21 protein-coding genes and 1 pseudogene are annotated in these 19,479 nt (G+C 64.4%); 12 read left to right on the plus strand and 10 right to left on the minus strand.

Going from position 1 to position 19,479, the window contains the following annotated elements; translation table 11 throughout:
• The first annotated feature begins 15 nt into the window (after window positions 1–15).
• From ACR9ZN_RS17525 to hisG, 3 genes are all read left to right on the plus strand, one after another.
• Complete coding sequence (locus ACR9ZN_RS17525; RefSeq protein ID WP_481272781.1) at window positions 16–390, plus strand: GIY-YIG nuclease family protein; 375 nt, start codon at window positions 16–18, stop codon at window positions 388–390.
• A 138-nt stretch (window positions 391–528) separates the two neighbouring features.
• Window positions 529–1,644: an ATP phosphoribosyltransferase regulatory subunit gene (locus ACR9ZN_RS17530; protein ID WP_481272782.1), complete on the plus strand. Its 1,116-nt coding sequence runs from the start codon at window positions 529–531 to the stop codon at window positions 1,642–1,644.
• A complete protein-coding gene (gene hisG, locus ACR9ZN_RS17535) occupies window positions 1,644–2,630 on the plus strand; it encodes an ATP phosphoribosyltransferase (protein ID WP_481272783.1) in 987 nt (328 codons plus the stop codon). The genes ACR9ZN_RS17530 and hisG overlap by 1 nt, the downstream gene beginning before the upstream one ends.
• Before the next feature lie 91 nt (window positions 2,631–2,721).
• On the opposite strand, the gene ACR9ZN_RS17540 is transcribed toward hisG, so the two are convergent.
• From ACR9ZN_RS17540 to ACR9ZN_RS17575, 8 genes and pseudogenes are all read right to left on the minus strand, one after another.
• Window positions 2,722–3,639 carry a dihydrodipicolinate synthase family protein gene (locus ACR9ZN_RS17540; protein WP_481272784.1) on the minus strand — a complete coding sequence of 306 codons (918 nt, stop codon included), beginning with the start codon at window positions 3,637–3,639 and terminating at the stop codon, window positions 2,722–2,724.
• Window positions 3,636–4,640 carry an ABC transporter ATP-binding protein gene (locus ACR9ZN_RS17545; RefSeq protein ID WP_454815409.1) on the minus strand — a complete coding sequence of 335 codons (1,005 nt, stop codon included), beginning with the start codon at window positions 4,638–4,640 and terminating at the stop codon, window positions 3,636–3,638. The genes ACR9ZN_RS17540 and ACR9ZN_RS17545 overlap by 4 nt, the downstream gene beginning before the upstream one ends.
• Window position 4,641: 1 nt before the next feature.
• Window positions 4,642–5,652 (minus strand): ABC transporter ATP-binding protein, encoded by a 1,011-nt coding sequence (locus ACR9ZN_RS17550; RefSeq protein ID WP_434959688.1) that lies wholly within the window; start codon window positions 5,650–5,652, stop codon window positions 4,642–4,644.
• A gap of 8 nt (window positions 5,653–5,660) precedes the next feature.
• Window positions 5,661–6,605: a dihydrodipicolinate synthase family protein gene (locus ACR9ZN_RS17555; protein WP_481272785.1), complete on the minus strand. Its 945-nt coding sequence runs from the start codon at window positions 6,603–6,605 to the stop codon at window positions 5,661–5,663.
• A 17-nt stretch (window positions 6,606–6,622) separates the two neighbouring features.
• Window positions 6,623–7,503 (minus strand): annotated as a pseudogene (locus ACR9ZN_RS17560) (ABC transporter permease).
• Window position 7,504: 1 nt separating this feature from the next.
• The gene (locus ACR9ZN_RS17565) at window positions 7,505–8,464 is read right to left on the minus strand and encodes an ABC transporter permease (protein WP_481272786.1); all 960 of its coding nucleotides are present in this window, start codon (window positions 8,462–8,464) and stop codon (window positions 7,505–7,507) included.
• A 218-nt stretch (window positions 8,465–8,682) separates the two neighbouring features.
• On the minus strand, window positions 8,683–10,260 hold the full coding sequence (locus ACR9ZN_RS17570) for an ABC transporter substrate-binding protein (RefSeq protein WP_481272787.1): 1,578 nt from the start codon (window positions 10,258–10,260) through the stop codon (window positions 8,683–8,685).
• A 49-nt stretch (window positions 10,261–10,309) separates the two neighbouring features.
• Window positions 10,310–11,044: a FadR/GntR family transcriptional regulator gene (locus ACR9ZN_RS17575; protein ID WP_454816828.1), complete on the minus strand. Its 735-nt coding sequence runs from the start codon at window positions 11,042–11,044 to the stop codon at window positions 10,310–10,312.
• Between the two features lie 98 nt (window positions 11,045–11,142).
• On the opposite strand from ACR9ZN_RS17575, the gene ACR9ZN_RS17580 reads away from it, so the two are divergent.
• From ACR9ZN_RS17580 to ACR9ZN_RS17590, 3 genes are all read left to right on the plus strand, one after another.
• Entirely contained in the window at window positions 11,143–12,111 is a 969-nt protein-coding gene (locus tag ACR9ZN_RS17580) for a Gfo/Idh/MocA family protein (protein ID WP_454815415.1), read from the plus strand.
• Window positions 12,108–13,103, plus strand: a complete 996-nt coding sequence (locus ACR9ZN_RS17585; protein ID WP_481272788.1) for a Gfo/Idh/MocA family protein — start codon at window positions 12,108–12,110, stop codon at window positions 13,101–13,103. Before ACR9ZN_RS17580 ends, ACR9ZN_RS17585 begins: the two co-directional genes overlap by 4 nt.
• Before the next feature lie 129 nt (window positions 13,104–13,232).
• Window positions 13,233–14,084: an oxidoreductase gene (locus ACR9ZN_RS17590; RefSeq protein ID WP_481272789.1), complete on the plus strand. Its 852-nt coding sequence runs from the start codon at window positions 13,233–13,235 to the stop codon at window positions 14,082–14,084.
• A gap of 88 nt (window positions 14,085–14,172) precedes the next feature.
• Here the strand turns inward: ACR9ZN_RS17590 and ACR9ZN_RS17595 are convergent, their stop codons facing one another.
• Window positions 14,173–14,667, minus strand: coding sequence for a hypothetical protein (locus ACR9ZN_RS17595; RefSeq protein WP_454815421.1), 495 nt, complete (start codon window positions 14,665–14,667; stop codon window positions 14,173–14,175).
• Window positions 14,668–14,970: 303 nt separating this feature from the next.
• Here ACR9ZN_RS17595 and ACR9ZN_RS17600 point away from each other — a divergent pair, with 303 nt between their 5' ends.
• The 5 genes from ACR9ZN_RS17600 to ACR9ZN_RS17620 all read left to right on the plus strand — a co-directional run bounded on the left by ACR9ZN_RS17600 (window position 14,971) and on the right by ACR9ZN_RS17620 (window position 18,087).
• Window positions 14,971–15,594 carry a Maf family nucleotide pyrophosphatase gene (locus tag ACR9ZN_RS17600; protein ID WP_454815423.1) on the plus strand — a complete coding sequence of 208 codons (624 nt, stop codon included), beginning with the start codon at window positions 14,971–14,973 and terminating at the stop codon, window positions 15,592–15,594.
• Window positions 15,591–15,806, plus strand: coding sequence for a DNA gyrase inhibitor YacG (gene yacG / locus ACR9ZN_RS17605; protein ID WP_434957757.1), 216 nt, complete (start codon window positions 15,591–15,593; stop codon window positions 15,804–15,806). The genes ACR9ZN_RS17600 and yacG overlap by 4 nt, the downstream gene beginning before the upstream one ends.
• A complete protein-coding gene (locus tag ACR9ZN_RS17610) occupies window positions 15,803–16,873 on the plus strand; it encodes an Ldh family oxidoreductase (protein WP_434957758.1) in 1,071 nt (356 codons plus the stop codon). Before yacG ends, ACR9ZN_RS17610 begins: the two co-directional genes overlap by 4 nt.
• An 80-nt stretch (window positions 16,874–16,953) precedes the next feature.
• A complete protein-coding gene (locus ACR9ZN_RS17615) occupies window positions 16,954–17,427 on the plus strand; it encodes a nuclear transport factor 2 family protein (RefSeq protein ID WP_454815426.1) in 474 nt (157 codons plus the stop codon).
• A gap of 102 nt (window positions 17,428–17,529) precedes the next feature.
• Window positions 17,530–18,087: a TetR/AcrR family transcriptional regulator gene (locus tag ACR9ZN_RS17620; protein WP_481272790.1), complete on the plus strand. Its 558-nt coding sequence runs from the start codon at window positions 17,530–17,532 to the stop codon at window positions 18,085–18,087.
• Between the two features lie 4 nt (window positions 18,088–18,091).
• Here the strand turns inward: ACR9ZN_RS17620 and ACR9ZN_RS17625 are convergent, their stop codons facing one another.
• Complete coding sequence (locus tag ACR9ZN_RS17625; RefSeq protein WP_434957761.1) at window positions 18,092–18,556, minus strand: Lrp/AsnC family transcriptional regulator; 465 nt, start codon at window positions 18,554–18,556, stop codon at window positions 18,092–18,094.
• A 182-nt stretch (window positions 18,557–18,738) separates the two neighbouring features.
• On the opposite strand from ACR9ZN_RS17625, the gene ACR9ZN_RS17630 reads away from it, so the two are divergent.
• The gene (locus ACR9ZN_RS17630; protein WP_434957762.1) at window positions 18,739–19,458 is read left to right on the plus strand and encodes an aspartate/glutamate racemase family protein; all 720 of its coding nucleotides are present in this window, start codon (window positions 18,739–18,741) and stop codon (window positions 19,456–19,458) included.
• The last annotated feature ends 21 nt before the right edge of the window (window positions 19,459–19,479 follow it).

The raw sequence follows: 19,479 nt of genomic DNA on the forward strand, positions 1-19,479 counted from the left end.
ATCCAGGGGCCGAGAATGCGTTCTAGCCTCAGGATGCTTTTTCCGGCGACAACCCCGCCAGAAATGGTAGGAAAGCCCGAATACTGGAGCGGGCGCGCGCGATTGTACTTCGTCTACATGCTCGCCAGCCAACGCAACGGAACCCTCTATGTCGGTGTGACAAACGATCTTCATCGACGTATCGAGCAACACCGCTCCGGCACTGTTCCAGGTTTCACAAGGAAATACCGTGTTTACACTCTCATTTGGTTCGAGATTTTCGAACGCATCGACGAAGCCATTATGAGAAAGAAGCAGCTCAAGGGATGGAATCGCGCCTGGAAACTCAAGCTCATCGAGGATGCAAATCCTCAATGGTTCGATATGGAATATAGCATACCGAACGAATGAGGCTGCGGCCCCTGGATCCCCTTCCCTCGCTTCGCTCGCCGGGGATGACAACTCGCATAAACCTCGTTTGCCCTTTCCAGTCGCACCCCGCCGCCTGCCCTGCTAGAAGACCCCCGACATTCACTATGGACCGCCGGCATGCCCCATCCCGCCTATGAAGCTTTCGACGCGCTCGCCTCGCGCTCGGGCTATCAGCTGGTCGATCCGCCGATCCTGCAGCCGGCGGGCCTGTTCCTCGATCTGCTCGGCGAGGACATGCGCCGCCGCGCCTTCCTGACCACCGATGCCGAGGGCGGAGAATTCTGCCTCAGGCCCGATTTCACCATTCCGGTGTCGCTGCATCATCTCAAGGCCGTAAAAGCCGGGGATGTCGGCGCCTATGCCTATCGCGGCCCGGTGTTCCGCTTCCGCACCGACGGTCCGAGCGAATTCCTGCAGGCCGGGTTCGAGAGTTTCGGCCGCAACGACAAGCCGGCCGCCGATGCCGAAATGCTGGCCATCGCACTGGAAGCGGCTGGCGATCTCGGCCTTGCCAGACCAGACATCCGCATGGGCGATGCCGGCATCGTCACCGCCATGCTCGATGCGCTCGATTTGCCGCCGGTATGGCGCCGGCGCCTGACCAGCGACCTCAGGCGCTCCAAGGACCTCGACGAAGACCTTACCCGCCTCGGCAGTTCCGCGCCCAAGAATGGCGCTGCCGCCTATGCCGGCTTCCTCGCGGCCCTCGAAGGCTCGGACCCGGGTTCGGCCCGTGCCGCCGTCGCCGACCTCCTGTCGATCGCCGGCATCCAGCCGATTGGCGGGCGCAGCGTCGATGAGATCGCCGACCGCTTCCTGGAACAGGCGGCGCTGTCTTCTGGTCTTGGCGTCGATGCCGACAAGGTGGCGATCACCCGGCGGATCTTTGCCGTCACCGGCGATCCCGACAGCGCCAGCACCGAATTGCGTGCCATCGCCGGCGAAGCCAGACTCGACCTCAACGCGGCTCTCGATGCCTTCGACGAACGCACCGGCTTCTTCGCTGCCCGCGATATCGACGTTGTCAGGATCAAGTTCGCCACCGGCTTCGGGCGCCGCCTCGATTATTATACCGGCTTCGTCTTCGAGCTGACCGATCCGGCAGAGCCGGAAGCCGCGGCCCGCGTCGGCGGCGGACGCTACGACCAGTTGATGGCGCAGCTCGGCGCCGCCGAGGCCGTGCCGGCGGTGGGCTGTTCGATCTGGCTCGACCGGTTCGGCGGAGACGCATGATGACTAACCCCTCTCCCTCCCCGCTGCTTCTGGGCATCCCGTCGAAGGGCCGACTGCAGGAAAACTGTACTTCCTTCTTCGAGCGCGCCGGCATCCGTTTCGTGCAAGAACGCGGTGCGCGTGACTATCGCGGTTCCGTGCCCGGCATGGACGATGTGGAGGTGCTGTTCCTCTCGGCCTCCGAGATAGCCGGCCAGCTCGCCTCGGGCGCCATCCATTTCGGCGTCACCGGCGAGGACCTGGTGCGCGAGAACATTCCGCGCGCCGATGAACGCGTCACGCTCGTACAGCCGCTCGGCTTCGGCCAGGCCAATGTCGTGGTCGCGGTGCCCCAAGCCTGGATCGACGTGCGCTCCATGGCCGACATCGAGGACGTCGCCGCGAGCTTTCGCCAGCGCCATGGCCGCCGTCTCAAGGTCGCGACCAAATATATCAACCTCACCCGCGCCTTCTTCTCGGCGCACGGCGTCGCCGACTATTTGATCGTCGAGAGCCTCGGCGCCACCGAAGGTGCACCGGCCTCCGGGGCCGCCGATCTCATCGTCGACATCACCACCACCGGATCGACACTCACCGCTAATGCGCTGAAGGTGATCGAGGACGGCATCATGCTGAAGAGCCAGGCCAATCTCGTTGCCTCGCTCGGTGCCGACTGGAACGAGCGTGCCCGCGCCGGCGCGGCCGCCATGCTCGGCCGCCTCGCCGCCAAGGCCAAGGGCAGCGCCCAGCGCGAGATGCGCTGCCTCCTGCGCGGCGTGAACCAGCAGCATCTGCGGGATGCCGGCGAGCTCTTCGGCGCTAGCGCTCCCTTCGGCCTGCCAGCCCAGGGCCAGCCCCTCACCTTCCTCGTCCCGGCCGGACAGGTCTTCGACTTCGTCGCCTGGCTGACGGCACAGGGCGCCGCCTCGATCGCAGTGACCAGCCTCGATTTCGTCTTCGAGCCGCAGAGCGCGCTTTACGCGGAGCTGGAAAAGAAGCTGGGATAATCCCTGGGATCGCATCTCTGCCGGCTCCTGGAAACATCGCAGTTTCAGGACAGAAAGAGCAGGCAGGCGTACCTGCGATCCCCGAAAGAATTCACGCCTCGAACAGTTCCGGCAGGAGCGCCTTGGCGACGGGACGCAATCGCTCCGCCTCGCTCTCGGCAATCCAGCGGTAGGGACGCCTGAGGCGCGGGCCGACCGGGCCCCAGGCGCCGATAGCCGCCAGGAGCTTGTCCAGTGCGGCGTTGGAATAGCCGAGATCGCGCCTGAAGGGTACGATGTGCTCATCCATGAAGCGGCGGAGCCGCCGCTCCAGATCGAGTGCGGCCTCAATGTCGTCCGTCATGCCATTGGTCCAGGCCTGCGCACCGCGGGGGTTGAGGCAAGCGACATTGGAAAAGGCGCCGGCCGCCACGCCCGCCTTGATGCCGGTGGCGAGATGATGGCCGGGAACGAAAAGCGCGATGCCGGCCAGATGCCGGCGCGCAGCGGCGTACCAGGCTTCATCCCCATCGGCGAGCTTGATGGCCTTGACGGATGGCACCGCCCGCGCGAGCCCACCGAGCGCCTCCGGCGGCAGGACGCGCTTGGCATGCGGCGGATTGTAGAGCACCAGCGGCAGGCTCCGCGCCGCCTCCGCCATCATATCCAGGAAATCGATCGCTTCCTCGTCGGTCACCGGCCACCAGTCCGGCAGGATGATTTGGATCGCCGTCGGTTGCAGCCCGGCCGCCCTCCGCACCCGCTCCAGCGACTGGCGGGGATCGCCCTGGCAGGCACCGATCACGAAGGGCATGCCGGCCGCTTGGCATTTTTCAGCCAGCAAAGCCTGGATCGCCTCATATTCGGCTTCGGTCTGGTTGTGGAACTCGCCGGCCGTGCCGTTGGAGTAGATGCCGTCGACGCTGGCCGCGATCAGGAGGTCGATCTCTTCGCCGAGGCGGCCGAAGTCGATCGCATCGTCGGGTGCGATCGGCAGCAGCAGAGTCGCCCAGTTGCCGCGAAGGGTCATGCGCTGATGTCCTGGCGAATACAGGCCTTGAAATGACCCGGCTCGACTTCCTCGAGCTTGGGGATTTCACGGGCGCAGGCCTCGATGGCGTGCGGGCAACGGGTGCGGAAGACGCAGCCCGAGGGCGGATTGGCGACGGAGGGAATGTCGCCCTTCAGGATCTGGCGCTGGCGCGGCCGATCGGGGTCCGGTTCCGGGATCGCCGACAGCAGCGCCCGCGTATAGGGGTGCTTGGGCGCTTCATAGAGCCGGTCGCAAGGCGCGATTTCCATGATGCGGCCGAGATAGAGCACGATGACGCGGTCGGCGATGAACTCCACGACGGCGAGGTCATGTGAAATGAACAGCATGGTCAGGCCGAGGCGGGCCTGGAGATCGCGCAGGAGATTGACGATCTGGGCCTGGATCGAGACGTCGAGTGCAGAGACCGGCTCGTCGGCGACGATCAGGTCCGGTTCGAGGATCAGCGCCCGCGCGATGCCGATACGCTGGCGCTGACCGCCGGAAAATTCGTGAGGGTAGCGATCAAGCGCATCGGGCGGCAATTCGACCGCTTCGAGGGTGGCGCGAGCCTTGTCGAGGCGCTCGCGCCGGGTACCGATGCCCTGGATGGAAAGCCCCTCCATCAGGATCTCTCCGATGGTCATGCGTGGCGACAGGCTGGCGAAGGGGTCCTGGAAAATATACTGCATGCGCCGGCGCTGCCGGCGCAGATGCCCGGCCGACAGGCGGGCGATGTCGTTGCCGTCGAACAGAATCTCGCCGGCGCTCGGCTCTATCAGGCGCAAAATCGAACGTCCGATCGTGGTCTTGCCGGAGCCGGACTCACCGACGAGCCCGACCACCTCGCCGCGCTTGACCTCGAAGGAAATATCCTCGAGCACCCGTACCGGCGCTGATCGACCGGAGCCACCGTACTGCTTGGCAAGTCCACGCACGCTGAGAAGCGGCGTGAGCGCACTGAGAAGCGGTGAAGATGGGCCGAGAGAAGACGTCTCCATGTCACAACTCCTGCGAACGGATGCAGCGGCTGGCATGCCCGGCCCCGATTTCGGCCAGCGCCGGCATGGCCTCTCGGCAGGCCGGCAAAGCAAGGGAGCAGCGGGGCGCGAAGGCACAGCCCTGCGGCATGGTGGCAAGGCTGGGAACGGCGCCGGGAATGGCGGCCAGGCGCCCGCCGGCCTTCTTGAGCCGCGTCGCCTCGCCCAGCCTCGGCACAGAGGCCAGCAGGCCCTTGGTGTAAGGATGTCGGGGATGTCTGAAGACATCGCGAACGGAACCCTGCTCGACGATGCGGCCGGCATACATCACCGCGACACGATGGGCGATTTCGGCGACCACGCCGAGATTATGGGTAACGAACAGGACGCCCATGCCTTTCTCCGCCTGCAGGCGCTGCAAGAGGTCGAGAATCTGGGCCTGGATGGTAACGTCGAGCGCCGTCGTCGGCTCGTCGGCGAACAGCAGCACCGGGTCGCAGGCGAGCGCCATGGCGATGGTGGCCCGCTGCCGCATGCCGCCGGAGAGTTCGTGCGGATATTGGCGGGCCCGGCGGGTGGGATCGGGGATGCCCACCTTGTCGAGCAGCTCGACGGCGGCGGCCATGGCTGCCTTGCGCGACCAGCCCTTGTGCACGCGGAGCGGCTCGGCGATCTGATCCCCGATGGTATAGACCGGATTGAGGCTGGTCATCGGCTCCTGGAAGATCATGCCGATCTCGTTGCCGCGGATGCGCCGCCGCGCCTCGGCATCCAAGGCGACGAGATCGCGAGTGGTGCCATCCCTGCCCCGGAACCGCATCGTCCCGCCGGCCACGCGTGCGATCTTGCCGGGCAGCAGCCCCATGATGGACTGTCCGGTCACCGATTTGCCGGAGCCGGACTCACCCACCAGCGCCAGCGTTTCGCCGATGCCGATGGCGAGGTCGAGATCCGACACAGCCGGCACTTCGCGCCCGCTGACGCGGAACACCGTGTTCAGGCCTTCGATGGCGAGGATCGGCTGCGCGGCCATCGCCATGCTCAGCTCAACAGGCCGGTCTGGCGCAGGATCGTCTCGATCGTGGCCGCCTCGGCTTCGTTCAGCGACCGCTGCGGACGCGCCATCTGGTTGGTTTCGATGATGCCGAGCCGGCGCATCGCCGTCTTGAAGGCACCGACGCCTGCCGAACCGGCACTGACGCGCGGGGCCGCGACCCAGACCATCTCGAACAGGCGGCAGAGGCGCTCCTGCTCCTGGCGCGCACCTGCCCAGTCACCCTTGCGGCAGAAATCATAGAGCCGGACATAGCCGGCTGGGTCAACATTGGCGAGGCCAGGTACGATGCCATGGGCGCCCATCAGCAAGGCACTGTCGCAGACGATTTCCGAGCCGGTCATCATCATGATCTCGGGACGGTCGGCGAGATCCATCAGGGCATAGCGGAAATTGCCGTCGTCGCCGCTCGAATCCTTCAGGCCGACGATGCTGCCCTCCCGGGCCAGCGTCACCACCGTATGGCGGTCGAGCTTGAAATGCACGCAGACCGGTATGTCGTAGGCGACCACCGGCACGTCGATCGCCTGGCGCAGATAGCGGAAGTGGTCGATCACCTCCGGCGCGCTCGTACGGGCATAGAAGGGAGCGGTGGCGACCACGGCGCTCACCCCGATCGACTGGGCCGTCCTAGCATGGGCGATGACGCGATCGGTGGTGGGATCGACGACGCCGGCCAGGACCGGCACCCGGCCGTTGACGGTTTCGACCGCGAATTCCAATACCTTCCGGCGCGTCGCCTCGTCGTGAAAGACGACCTCGCTGGTCGAGCCCAGCACGAAGAGGGCGTGCACGCCGCCGGCGATCAGATGCTCGATCACCCGGGCGAAGGAGGGATAATCCACTTCCAGATCGGCGGTCAGGGGCGTGACGACCGGCGGCACGACGCCATGAAACAAAGGGGATGGAAACAGAGGGGATGCGGGGGACATGGAGAACCTTTTTGCAATCAGTTGAGTTCGGAACGAGGATCGAAGGCATCGCGCAGGCCGTCGCCGACAAAATTGATGGCGAGCACGGTGAGGACGAGGGCGCCTCCGGCGAACAGCCATTGCCAGGGGTATTGCTCCAGCACGACGGTGCTGCGGGCGGCGTTCAGCATGTTGCCCCAGCTCGCTTCCGGTGGCGGAATGCCGAGGCCGAGAAAGAGAGGCCGGCCTCCAGCAGGATGGCGGCGGCGAACTGCAGGGCGGCATAGACGACGAGGATGTCGATCGTGTTCGGCAGGCCATGGCGCCAGAGCAGATGGCCGAGCGAGGCACCCATGCCGCGCGCGGCGATGACGAAGTCGCGCTCGCGCAGTTCCATCAGCCTGGCCCGTACCATGCGCGCCAGTACCGGCCAGGACAGCAGCGAGATCACGGCAATGGTGGAGACGATGCCGGCACCAGTGATCGAGGCGATCACCAACAACAGGATCACCGGCGGCAGTGTCATGGCGAGGTCGACCAGGCGCATGACCACGGCGTCGACGATGCGCCCGGCCATGGCGGCGAGCGCGCCGACAACGTAGCCGATTACCAGCGAGATCACCACCGAGCTGCCTGCCACCAATAGGGAGATGCGGCCGCCGCGCAGGACGCGCGCGAGAATATCGCGCCCGACACCGTCCGTGCCAAACCAATGGACAGCGCTGGGGCCCTTGTTGATGGCCAGGAGATCGATATCGTTGGGCTTGTAGCGCAGCAGCCAGGGATGGAAGACCACCAGCGCCAGCATGATCAGCAGAATGGCGAGGCCCACCAGCGTGACTGAGTTGGCGGCAAAGCGTCTCATCGCCCGAGCGAGCGGGCCGTTGCCACCGGACCGGAGCTGTGTCGAAACCGCCATCTCAAGCAACCTTGATGCGCGGATCAACAGCCGCATAGGCGACGTCGGTGAGGATGTTGACGATGATGACGCAGGCGCCCACCACCAGGGTCGCCCCCATGATCACCGGATAGTCCCGGGTCGAGACCGCGTTGACCAGCAGCAGGCCCATGCCGGGCCAGTTGAACACGCTTTCCAGGAAGATCGCGCCGCCCACGGCAATGCCGATGGTGGAGCCGATCAGCGTGACCACCGGCAGCAGGGCGTTGCGCAGCGCATGCTTGACGATGACCCAGAACTCCTTGACGCCCTTGGCGCGGGCGGTGCGCACATAGTCCTGGTTGAGAACTTCCAAGAGCGAGGCGCGCATGTAGCGCATGATCAGGGCAGCATGGCCGATCGACAGCAGCAGGGCCGGCAGGATGAGATGGCGCAGCAGGTCTCCCACCGAAAAGGGCGCGCCCGGGGTGAGCATGCCGCCCGAGGGTGCCCAACGCAGCAGCACCGAGAAGACGTAGAGACCGACCAGGGCCGTCAGGAAGGCTGGACTGGAGATGCCGAAGAAGGCAGCGATCGACAGACTCACATCCGTCGGTGAGTTGCGCCTGACAGCACCGAGAATGCCCGTGGCGATACCGACGACGATGGCGATCGCCAGGCCTGCTCCCATCAGCAGCAGTGTCGGTCCGATACGGTCGCCGATCAGGCCCAGTACGGTGTCGCCATTGCGCTGCAGCGAGAAACCCAGGTCCCCCCTGGCGGCGCTGGCGAGCCAGGCGGCGTATTGCACCGGCAAAGGCCGGTCGAGCCCGAGCCGGCTGCGCACGGCTGCCATTTCCTCCTGCGACATCGCGACATTCGGATTGATATAGGCGTCGATCGGATCGCCGGGCGCCAGGCGCAGCAGCACGAAGACCAGCAGGCTGAGGGCGACGAGCATGGCGGCCCCGACCAGCAGGCGATTGAGGTAATAGCGCAGCATGGCGTTCCTCGTTGGGAGCGGGGTTTGATCTATCGAGGTTCCAGGATAGCGCGCGAGAATCCTTCCCCGACTTCGGGGAAGGTGTCGACGCGTAGCGTCGACGGAAGGGGGAGAGTGGCGTAGGTGATCGGAAGAAGGCGAGACCGCACCACTCTACCCCACCCGAGCCGGCTCTGCCGGCCCACCCTCCCCGAAGTCGGGGAGGAATTCTCGCCTCTCTATTCCACCGCCCATTTCTCCGGATGAGCCGCATAAGGCCCACCGCCGGGAGCGGGCAGCCACACGAAATTCTTGAGCTTGCTCGAAGCCACGCCATAGCGGTTGGCGACCCAGAGCGTCGCCCAGGGCAGGTCCGCATTCATCGCCTTGCACACCGCCTGGTAGCGTTCGGCCTGCTTGGCGTCGTCGGCCTCGTTCAAGGCCGCGTCGAAGGCCCCACTCACCGACGGCATCTTGATGCGCAGGAAATTGGCGCCCTGCGGCGGGATCTGCTTCTCGTTGAGGCCCATGTTGAGGCCGCCGGGATCCGGGCCGTTGCGCAGGCCGGCATAGACCAGCGGGAATTGCGACCAATCCGGCTTCTGGGCATAGATGGTGCCGTTATAGGTCGGCGTGTCGACGGCACGCGGCACCACGTTGATGCCGACCTGGGACAACATGGCCTGGATGGCGGCAAGCACATTGGTGGCCTGTGGGGTATTGTAATAGGTCAGCAGGGTGATCGGCTTGTCGCCATTGACCTTGTCCCAGCCGGCCTCGGCCAGCAATTGCTTGGCCTTTTCGGGATCATAGGCATAGGGGTCGAGATCGGCGGACTGAAGCCGGTCCGCGACATAGCCGCAATTGGCTGTTTTGGCGGCCCCGCCATAGAGGCTCTGGACGATCGCATCGCGGTTGATGGCATGCATCACCGCCTGGCGCACCTTGAGGTCCTTCCACAGGGGCGCTTCCTGGTTGAAGCCGAGATAATTGACCACGAAGGAATTGCCGTCGATGACGCGATAAGCGTCGTTGCCCTTGAAGGAGGCGGCGTCATCGGCCTCCACATAGCTGAAGCTGATCTCCCCGGCGCGCAGGGCCGCTACGGCTGCCGCCGTATTGGCGAAATAGCGGTTGATGATGCGGCCAGTCACCGGTTTGCCGCCGCGATAATCGTCATTGGCGGCGAGTTCGACATATTGGTCGGTGACATAGCGCGAGAACTTGTAGGGGCCGGTGCCAACAGGCGTCTTCGACCACCAGGGGTTCTTGGCGAGCGTCTCCGCCGGAATGTCCTTGAGCGCGTGCTGGGGCAGCATCATCAACTGGGTCAGCGTGTCGAGCAGGCCGGCATTGGGGGCCGACAGCTTGAGGACCACGGTACGGGGATCCGGGGTCTCGACCGCCTGGATCGCCGCCAGGCGGGCGGCGAAGACCGAGCCGCTGGCGCCGTTCTTGGCGGTTTCGATAGTGAATTTCACATCTGCCGAGGTGAAGGGCTGACCGTCATGCCATTTGGTGTCGGCCAGGGTGAAGCTGTAGGAGAGCCGGTCGGCACTGACATCGAACTTGGTGGCCAACGCCCCCTCGATCTTCTCCAGCTTGCCGTCATAGATGACTAGAGGCTCGAAATAGAGATTGAGCCAGGTGAAGCCACCGGTGGCCGCCAGGGGGTTGAAATTGCCCTGGAACCCGCCCGGGCCGACATCGAAAGCGCCGGTTATCGCCGGACTGTCGGCGGCTTGGGCCTGTCCGGCGGCAGGTATTGCCATGATCGTCGCGGCCAAAAGCGCGAGCGCAATCTTCCTCAGTGCCATGATCTCTCCCCTCGTCTCTTCTTGTTTGATCGCGCCGGCCGCAAGGCCCTCAATCGGGCGTCGGCGCTGTCTTCCTGGTCGCAAGCAGGCGGGCGATGCCGTCATAATGCTGGTCGAGGCGGCTGCGGGCGGCCTCGACGTCCCGCGCGGCCACGGCGGCATAGATGTCGTAATGATCCTGCCAGGTGGCCATCGGATCGATATTGGCCAGGTTGACGAAATCCGAGGCCTTGTAGAAGGCCAGCCAGAACACATCGATCAGGCTGGTCAGCATGCGATTGTCCTGGCAGCGGAACAGCAAATTGTGGAAGCGCTGGTCTTCCGCGGCGAAGCTCTGATTGCGCTCGGCGGCCTGGCGCATCTGCTCGACCGTCTGGCGCAATTCCTCGACGTCGTCTTCGCCGATCAACGCAATCGTCTTGGCGATCAGGCCGACTTCCAGCACGCGGCGGATCTCCAGCACCTCTTCGACCTCGCGCAAGGCTCCGCCCAGGCCATAAGCGAGATTGTCGAGCAGCGGCGCAAAGGAGAAGGCCTTGACGAAGACGCCGATGCCTCGCCGAGTCTCCAGGATGCCGACCGACTCCAATGCCTTGATCGCCTCACGCACCGAATTGCGGCTGACGCCCAATTGCTGCCCGAGGAAGCCTTCCGGCGGCAGCGCCGAACCGGGCCCGAGCTGATTGTCGGCGATGTAGCTCTTCAGGCTCTCCTGCACGGAGACATGCAGAAGCGGCGGCCGGTCGAGCGGCTTGATCGCCTTCGCCTTGCCTGCCCTCGTCATGTCTACAGCCATTTGCCCGCCTCGTTGTCCATTGCTTGATAGTGATTGACTTGTAGGATATCTGTCAAGTCAATCTTCAAAAGATGGAGGAAACGACCATGCGCATCGCCCTGGCCGGCGTCGGACATTGGCATGCGAGCATGCAACGGGAGGCGGCCCATCATGCCGGGGCTACCGTTGCGGGCGTCTGGGACGAGGATGCCGACATCGCAGCGCGCTTTGCCCTGGAGAACGGCATTCAGGCCTATCTTTCCTTCGAAGCCGTGGTGGCGGCCCGGCCGGATCTCGTGGTGTTGATGGGCAGGCCGGCAGGTTTGGTGGAGCGTGCGCTTGCCCTGGTCGATGCGGGGCTGCCCGTGCTGCTGGAGAAGCCGGCAGCGCTAAAAGCGTCCGAACTCGAACCGCTCAGGGACCGCGGCCGGCATGGCGCCTTCATCGCCGTGCCGCTTCCCAATCGTTGCAGCCCGATCTGGGCGCGCATGACAGAACTTGCCGCAAGCGACCGGCTTGGCAGACTTTCCCACGCCCAGTTCCGCCTCGTGAACGGACCGCCGGAGCGCTATCGCATCGATGGCGTGCCCTGGCTGCTGGCGCCGCAGACCAGCGGCGGCGGCGCCTTGCGCAATCTCGGTATCCACGGCATCGACGCCGCGCTGGCCCTGGCGGGTGACAGCGACCTGGAACTGGTTTCCGCCTCTCTCGGCCATCTGCATGGCGAGGCGGTCGAGGACTATGCGGTGGTGACCCTGCGTAGCCACCAGGGCCTGATCGTCACGGTGGAGGCCGGCTACACCTACGCCTCGATGGCGGCGGGCGGCGACTTCGAATGGCGGGTCTCCAGCGCAAACGCCTACCTCGTCGACCGCGGAGACCATTGCCGCATCACGACGCTCGACGACGAGGTCACACGCGAAGAACCGCCCTTTCCGCCAGGCGAGCGCTACAGAGCCTTCATGGCAGATACGCTCGGCCGCCTGTCGCGGGGCGAGGCCCCACTCGTCGGCATCGAGGATTATTGGCGGGCCATGGCAATGATCGACGAGGCCTATGGGACGGCGATGGCATGATCGGCATCGGCATCATCGGCGCAGGCCATTTCGGCACGGTTCACGCCAAGGCGATCGCCGCAACCCGGGGCCTGCGTGTCGCAGCCGTCTGCCGCGAAGACGCCGCGGCGGCGCAGACCTTCGCCCGCGAACATGGTGGCAACGTCCATACCGACTGGCGGGCAGTGCTCGACGATCCCGCCGTCGACGCCGTCGTCATTGCCACGCCCCATCACCTGCACGCCGAGATGGCCGTGGCGGCGGCTGAGGCCGGCAAGCATATCCTCCTGGAAAAGCCAATGGCGCCGACGATCGCCGAATGCGACACCATAAATGCTGCGGCTCAGCAGGCCGACATTCAACTGATGGTGGGCCATGTCATGCATTTCGCCCGTCCTTGCCTCATCGCCCGGGAGATTCTCAACAGCGGGACGCTCGGCCAGCCGGTGCTCGGCAGCAGCTGGATGATCAAATTGTGGATGGAGGCCAACCGGCGCCCCTGGCATCTCTCCCACGCATCGGGCGGCGGCATGCTGATGACGGCCGGTATTCATGCCCTCGACCGCCTGGTCTGGCTGATGGGCGGCGAGATCGCCGCGGTGAGCGCTCTCTCCGGTACCTGGCTCCACCGGCAGGAGGCCGACGACAGTGCCTTGATGCTGCTGCGCTTCACGGATGGGCGCATCGGCCAGGTCGCCAGCATCGGCTATCGCGATGGCGCCGTGAGCTTCGCCATGGATCTCGTCTGCGAAGGCGGCACGCTACGCATCGATTTCGAGCACGGCGTCTCGATCGGGCGTGGCGGCACGTGGACCCCCATCGCCCATTCCGCCGATCCCGCCTGGATGCAGCGTGCCGTCGAAGCCGAATGGCGGGCCATGGCGGCGGCCATCGAGGGAAACACGCCGGTTCCCGTCGATGGGGCCTATGCACGACACCTGATCGCCTGCCTCGACGCTGCCAACCGCGCCAACACCGAAAGGCGGGAGATAGTCCTGACCCGATCTGGTTGAAAAAAGGACAATTAAAAGCCGGCTATTCATCAGCCAAACTATATGGCCCATATGATTTTACCGCGCTTATTGAGACAGGCCCCTGCTTCTATGTAAGATGCCTCACCTTTGCTTTCCAAAGAGATTGTCATGTCAGAAATTGTAAAGCCCGTCTGGTTCATCACCGGCTGCTCCACCGGTTTCGGGCGCGAACTGGCGCGCCATACGCTTTCGCTGGGCTATCCCACCGTGGTCACGGCCCGCAACCCTGCCCAGCTTGAGGACTTCGTCATGGAGTTCGGGGACACGGCGCTGGTGCTCAAACTAGACGTGACGAAGCAGGCCGATATCGATGCCGCCCTGGCCGTGGCACTGGAGCGGTTCGGCCGCATCGACGTCCTCGTAAACAATGCCGGCATCGGCTATTTCGGCTCGTTCGAGGAAAGCGACCTCGGCGAGGTCCACAAGATGTTCGACATCAATGTCTGGGGCCTGACGGCGATGACGCGTGCTGCGCTTCCGGCGATGCGCGAGCAGCGCTCGGGAACCATCGTGAACATCTCCTCGCTCGGCGGGCTTCGGGCGGCCCCCTCCGTCAGCTTCTACACCGCCACCAAATTCGCGGTGGAGGCCCTGTCGGAAGCCCTGTCCCAGGAGGTCGCTCCGCTCGGCCTCAAGGTGCTGATCGTCGAGCCCGGCCCGTTCCGGACCGATTGGGCCGGGCGCTCGGCCAACGAGGCGCCGCAGACCATCGACGCCTATCGCGAGACCTCCGGCGCCCGCCAGAGCCAGATTCGCGGCTATAGCGGCCAGCAGCCTGGCGACCCCGTGCGCGCCGCCCAGGCGATCATCAAGGCCGTCGAAGCCGACAGCCCGCCCCTGCGCCTGCTGCTCGGCAACATCGCACTCGAAGGCGCGCGTACCAAGATCGCCCAACTCACGCAGAACTTCGATGCCTGGGAAGAGGTGACCAAGGGCGCCGATTATCCCGAAGGACAGTAAGCGGAACGGCGCCATTCATGCGCGCCGCCTCCGGCCTTGCCTAAGGCGTCGTGCGATTTGACGGAATCGCCGAGAATCGCAAGGCGCCCTAGCGATAGCGAGCCACGCATTGCATCAGCGCGCTCAACGCTGACGATGTGCCGTTCAGGGTGACCGAGAAGGACTTGTTGCCGCGAGGCTGGAAATAGAGGACCCGGCCGCTGCGGATCTCCTGGAAGAGCTGGGTCGAGTCGGCCAGCGGAATTAGCAGCCGGGTCGGCGCCGTGGCTTTGGCGCCACTGGCACGCGAGCGGTAATTGTCGACCCAATAGGTGACATCGCCGCGCGAATCCCTGACCCAGTTCCAGTTCGGATTCTCGATGACCATGCCCCAGGCCGTCTCGCGGGTCAGCAGGAAATGCACCGCGGCTCCCCTGGAGTATTTGCCGCTGGAAGCGCAATATTCGAAGCGGCCATTGCTGGCATTGGCTTCGATCACCCATTGCCCCATGTCGTAACGGCCGATGACCTCGCTTTTCGCGCTTCCGATCGGGAGCAAAGCAATACTCGCCGCCACGAAAGCGATATAACCTTTATGCTGCATGCCAGCCCCTTCCCTGTTCACGATTTAATCGAAATCGTCGGAGATCATTCGAGCTAGCTTTCGTGCTCGGCAAGAACTCCTCAGCCCCTCGCAATGAAATACATGCCACGGCATTTATAAGTGTCGGCGGGACTTAGTATAGATGCGGGGTCAACCTCTGTTCCCTGCGGAACTTTTTATAAACCGACTGCGCTTTTCGAATGACGCTTCCTCCCAGGAAGACAAACCGCAGCCCCAGGGCCCGGGTTCTAATTCTCAGCCAACTCTGGTCCAAACAGGACGAATCCTGCTATTGCGCCTGTCATGACTGAACGTCCCAAGCTCGTCCTCGCTTCCGCCAGCCCGCGCCGTCATGCCCTGCTCGAGCAGGCAGGTTGCGAGCCGGATGCCTTGCTGCCCACCGATATCGATGAAACGCCCCGGCGTGGCGAGGCGGCGCGCATGCTGGTGCAGCGGCTTGCCAGGGGCAAGCTCGAGGCGGCCCTGACCACTCTCGCCAGCCGGCCCGATCTTGCCGGCGCCTATACGGTGTCGGCCGACACGGTGGTGGCCTGCACCGGGCGGATCCTGCCAAAGGCCGAGACCCGCGAGGATGCCGAAGCCTGCCTCAGCCTGTTGTCGGGCCGCAGCCATATCGTGATGACCGGTGTCGCCGTCGCCGATCCGCATGGCACGATCCGGACCCGGCTGGTGGAAACACGGGTGCGCTTCAAGCATCTGTCGCACGACGAACTCAATGCCTATCTCGATTCCCGCGAATGGCACGGCAAGGCGGGCGGCTACGCCATCCAGGGCCGCGCCGGCGTGTTCGTATTGCGCCTTGTCGGATCCTACACCAATGTCGTCGGCCTGCCGCTCTATGAGACGGTGAGCCTTCTCGAAGGGGCGGGCTTCCCGGTCCGCGGCACCTGGAGGGACGAATTGTGAGCGAACCGACCCCAACCCCTCTGCGCAAGCGCAAATGCCCGATCTGCGGCAAGCCCAGCGTCGAGGCCAGCAAGCCTTTCTGCTCGAAGCGTTGCGCCGACATCGACCTGTCGCGCTGGCTGAAGGGCGTCTACGCCATTCCCGGCGAGGAGACCGACAAAGTCGATCCGAGCGACCAGGATGATTATCCGAAGACAGAGCATGACCGATGAGCGAACCGCAGCGTTATACGAGTAGCAGCCTCGAACCCTTTCTCGAATCCGCCCTCCTGGCCGGCGGAGCCGACGTGCCCTCGGCACGGGCCGCCACCCGCGCCATGATGCATGCCTCGCGCCTCGGCGTGGACAGCCATGGCGTCCGACTGCTGCCCTATTACCTCTCGGTGCTGGCCAGTGGCGAGATCAACGGCCATCCGCAGCTCGAAGTATCACGCGGCGAAGGTGCGACGGCCATTCTCGATGCGGATGGCGCCATCGGACACCTGGCCTGCTACCGGGCCATGGAAGTGGCCGTCGACATCGCCAGGACGCAGGGCATCGGCGCCGTCACCATCCGGCGCTCCTCCCATATGGGCGCTGCCGGTGCCTATCCGATGTGGGCTGCCGAACAGGGTTTCATCGGCTTGCTCACCGCCAATTCCGACGCAGCCGTGCGGCTGTTCGACGGGCGTGACGCCTTCCATGGCACCAGCCCGATCGCCATCGGCGCCCCGGTCCCCGGCCAGCGCCCCTGGCTGATGGACATGGCGACCAGCGCAATCCCGCAAAACCGCGTGCTGCTTTACCGTTCGCTCGGCCTCACTCTGCCTCAGGGCGTGGCCGTCGACGAGAAGGGCGTCAACACCACAGATCCCGAAGCGGCCCGCGTGCTCTCACCGGTAGGCGGCGAGCAGGGTTTCAAGGGCGCCGCGCTCGCCGGGCTGGTGGAGATCCTGTCCGCCCCCCTCACCGGCATGGCGCTCTCCACCGAGCTGGTGCCGATGTACGGCCAGCCCTCGACCGGCGCTCCACGCGACATGGGAGGCTTCGCCCTCGCCATCAATCCTTCGGCCTTCATCGCACCCGAGATCTATGGCGCGATCATGACACGCTACCTCGCCAATATCCGCGCCGCCATGCCGGCCGAGGGCGCGAGCGGCAAGCCGATGGCGCCGGGTGATCGCGAATGGGCCGTGGAGGAAGAACGGGCGCGCAAGGGTGTGCCGGTCGATCCCGTCAGCGAAGAGGCCTTCGTCGAGCTCGCAGCCAAATATGGGCTGACCTTGCCGCAGAAGGCGTGAAGTCCCCGCTCCAAGGAAGTTCTTGACTCTTGTACCGATTGGTCCATGATGGACCAATCGGTACAGATAAGGAAATTGCCATGCCCGAACAACGCCCGCCGCTGCCTCCCTTCACCCGGGAAGCGGCGATACAGAAGATCCGCGCCGCCGAGGATGGCTGGAACAGTTGCAATCCCGAGCGCGTCTCGCTCGCCTACACGACTGACAGCCGCTGGCGTAACCGCTCCGATTTCCTGACCGGACGCACGGAGATCGTGAGCTTCCTCACTCGCAAATGGCAGCGTGAGCAGGACTATCGCCTGATCAAGGAGTTGTGGGCCTATGGCGACAACCGCATTGGCGTGCGCTTTGCCTATGAATGGCATGACGATGCCGGCAATTGGTTCCGCTCCTATGGCAACGAGAACTGGGAATTCGACGAGAACGGCCTGATGGCAGTGCGCCATGCGTCCATCAACGACGTGCCGATCCGCGAGAGCGAGCGCAAGTTCCGCTGGGATCGCAGCGCTCCGCGCCCCGCCGACCATCCCGGACTCAGCGATCTCGGCCTTTAGAGCAAAACGACTTCTCTCCGAATAGTCGTTTTGCTCTAACTCTTTGTTTTGACGCTTTTTCTTAATCGAAAAGTCTGTCAACTTTTCTGGAAAACGCTCTAGATGAAGACGGTCCGCGAGCGCGCCGACATCCTGCCCGCCCTCACCGAGGTCTTTCGCAGCCATGGTTATGAGGGCGCCAGTCTCGCCCTCATCGGCCAGCAGACGGGCCTCGGCAAGGGCAGCCTCTACAACTTCTTCCCGGGCGGGAAGGAGGAGATGGCGGCCGCCGTGCTCGACCATATCGACGGCTGGTTCCGCACTCATGTCTTCGAGCCATTGCGGACCACTGCGGATCCTGAAGCCGCGATCGCGGCCATGTTCGAGGCGACGGACCGCTATTTCCATTCGGGCGGGCGTGTCTGCATCGTCGGCGTGTTTGCCCTGTCGGATGTGCGTGACCGTTTCGCAGAGCGCATCAACGGCTATTTCGCCGAATGGCGCGACGCGCTGGCGCAAGCCCTGCAGCGCCTCGGCAAAGATCCGGATTCCGCAAGCGAACTTGCTGAGGACATCGTCGCCGGCATCCAGGGGGCGCTGGTGACGGCGCGCGCCCTCGGCAACCCCTCCCTGTTCGGCCGCAGGCTGGCGCGGCTGAAAGCGCTCATTCCGTTGCGCTGAACCTTCAGGCATTGGACAGCGGCAGCACCGTGGTGTCCTTGAACATCTCCATCGAGATGTAGGAAGAGATGTCGTTGAATTGCAGCTTGGCGACCAGCTTCTTGTAGACCAGGTCGAGGCTTTCGACGTCGGGCAGCACGATCTTGAGCAGATAGTCGATATCCCCCGTGAGGCGGTGCATCTCGACGATCTCCGGCGTGTCGGCGACGAGAGCGCGAAAACGCTCCAGCCAATCCAGTGAGTGGTTCGCCGTGCGGACCATGACATAGACCGTGGTCGGCAGCCCCACCTTCTTGCGATCGAGCAGCGCCGCGCGCCGCACAATGTAGCCCTCCTCCTCCAGGCGCTTGACGCGCCGCCAGCAAGCCGAGGGCGATAGATGAGTCTTCTCGGCGAGATCGGCGAGAGGATGGTCGGCCTGGAGCTGCAGCAGGGCCAGGATCTGTTTGTCCCGATGGTCGAGCTTCATGACTCCCTCACGCATCCAGATTGTGTAGAAGAAGTCTACGGCGCAAAATCTTTGCCTGTTCCAATTTTAGACGCAATATACATGTTCCTTCAGCATCCCAAACGCCCAAAAAATGCAAACCATTTTCATCCATTTCGAGGCATTATTCAGGCATGATAATCAACCCCGGATGGGAGACGGATATGCGGAAAATCGGCCTGATCGGCGGCATGAGCTTCGAGAGTTCGGCGATCTATTACAAGCTCATCAACGAGGCAGTGCGCGCTCGGCGCGGCGACCTGCATTCGGCCGAGGTCATGCTGCATTCGGTGAATTTCCAGGATATCGTCGACATGCAGAAGGCCGGACGCTGGGATGTGGCGGCCGAGAGGCTGGCAAGCGTGGCCCGCGACCTCGAAGGCGCCGGTGCCGGCTGCGTGCTGATCTGCACCAACACCATGCATCTGGTTGCCCGCCCGGTGCAGGAGGCGATCGCCTGTCCGCTGATCGACATCATCGACGAAACCGCCAAGGCATTGACCGCAGCCGGCCGCAGCCGGCCCCTCCTGCTCGCCACCCGTTACACCATGGAACACGGCTTCTACGCCGACCGCATGGGCCAGCATGGCATCGAGGTGATGGTTCCCGATGCCGAGGGCCGGGCCATCGTGCATGATGTAATCTTCTCCGAACTCTGCGCCGGATTGGTGAAGGATAGCTCGCGCCGCAAGCTCGAGGCCCTGATCGAGCGGGCCAAGGCCGAAGGCGCCGACAGCGTGATCCTTGGCTGCACCGAGATCTGCCTGATCCTCTCCCCCGACAGCCTCGGCCTACCCGGCTTCGACTCCACCACGATCCACGCGGCCGCCGCCGTCGATTTTTCGCTTGCGCCAGGCCCCAACGCTGCCCAACTGGCAGCATGATCGAGCAACGAACAGGAGGCA

The organism is Labrys sp. HAY1-8F, assembly GCF_056754975.1.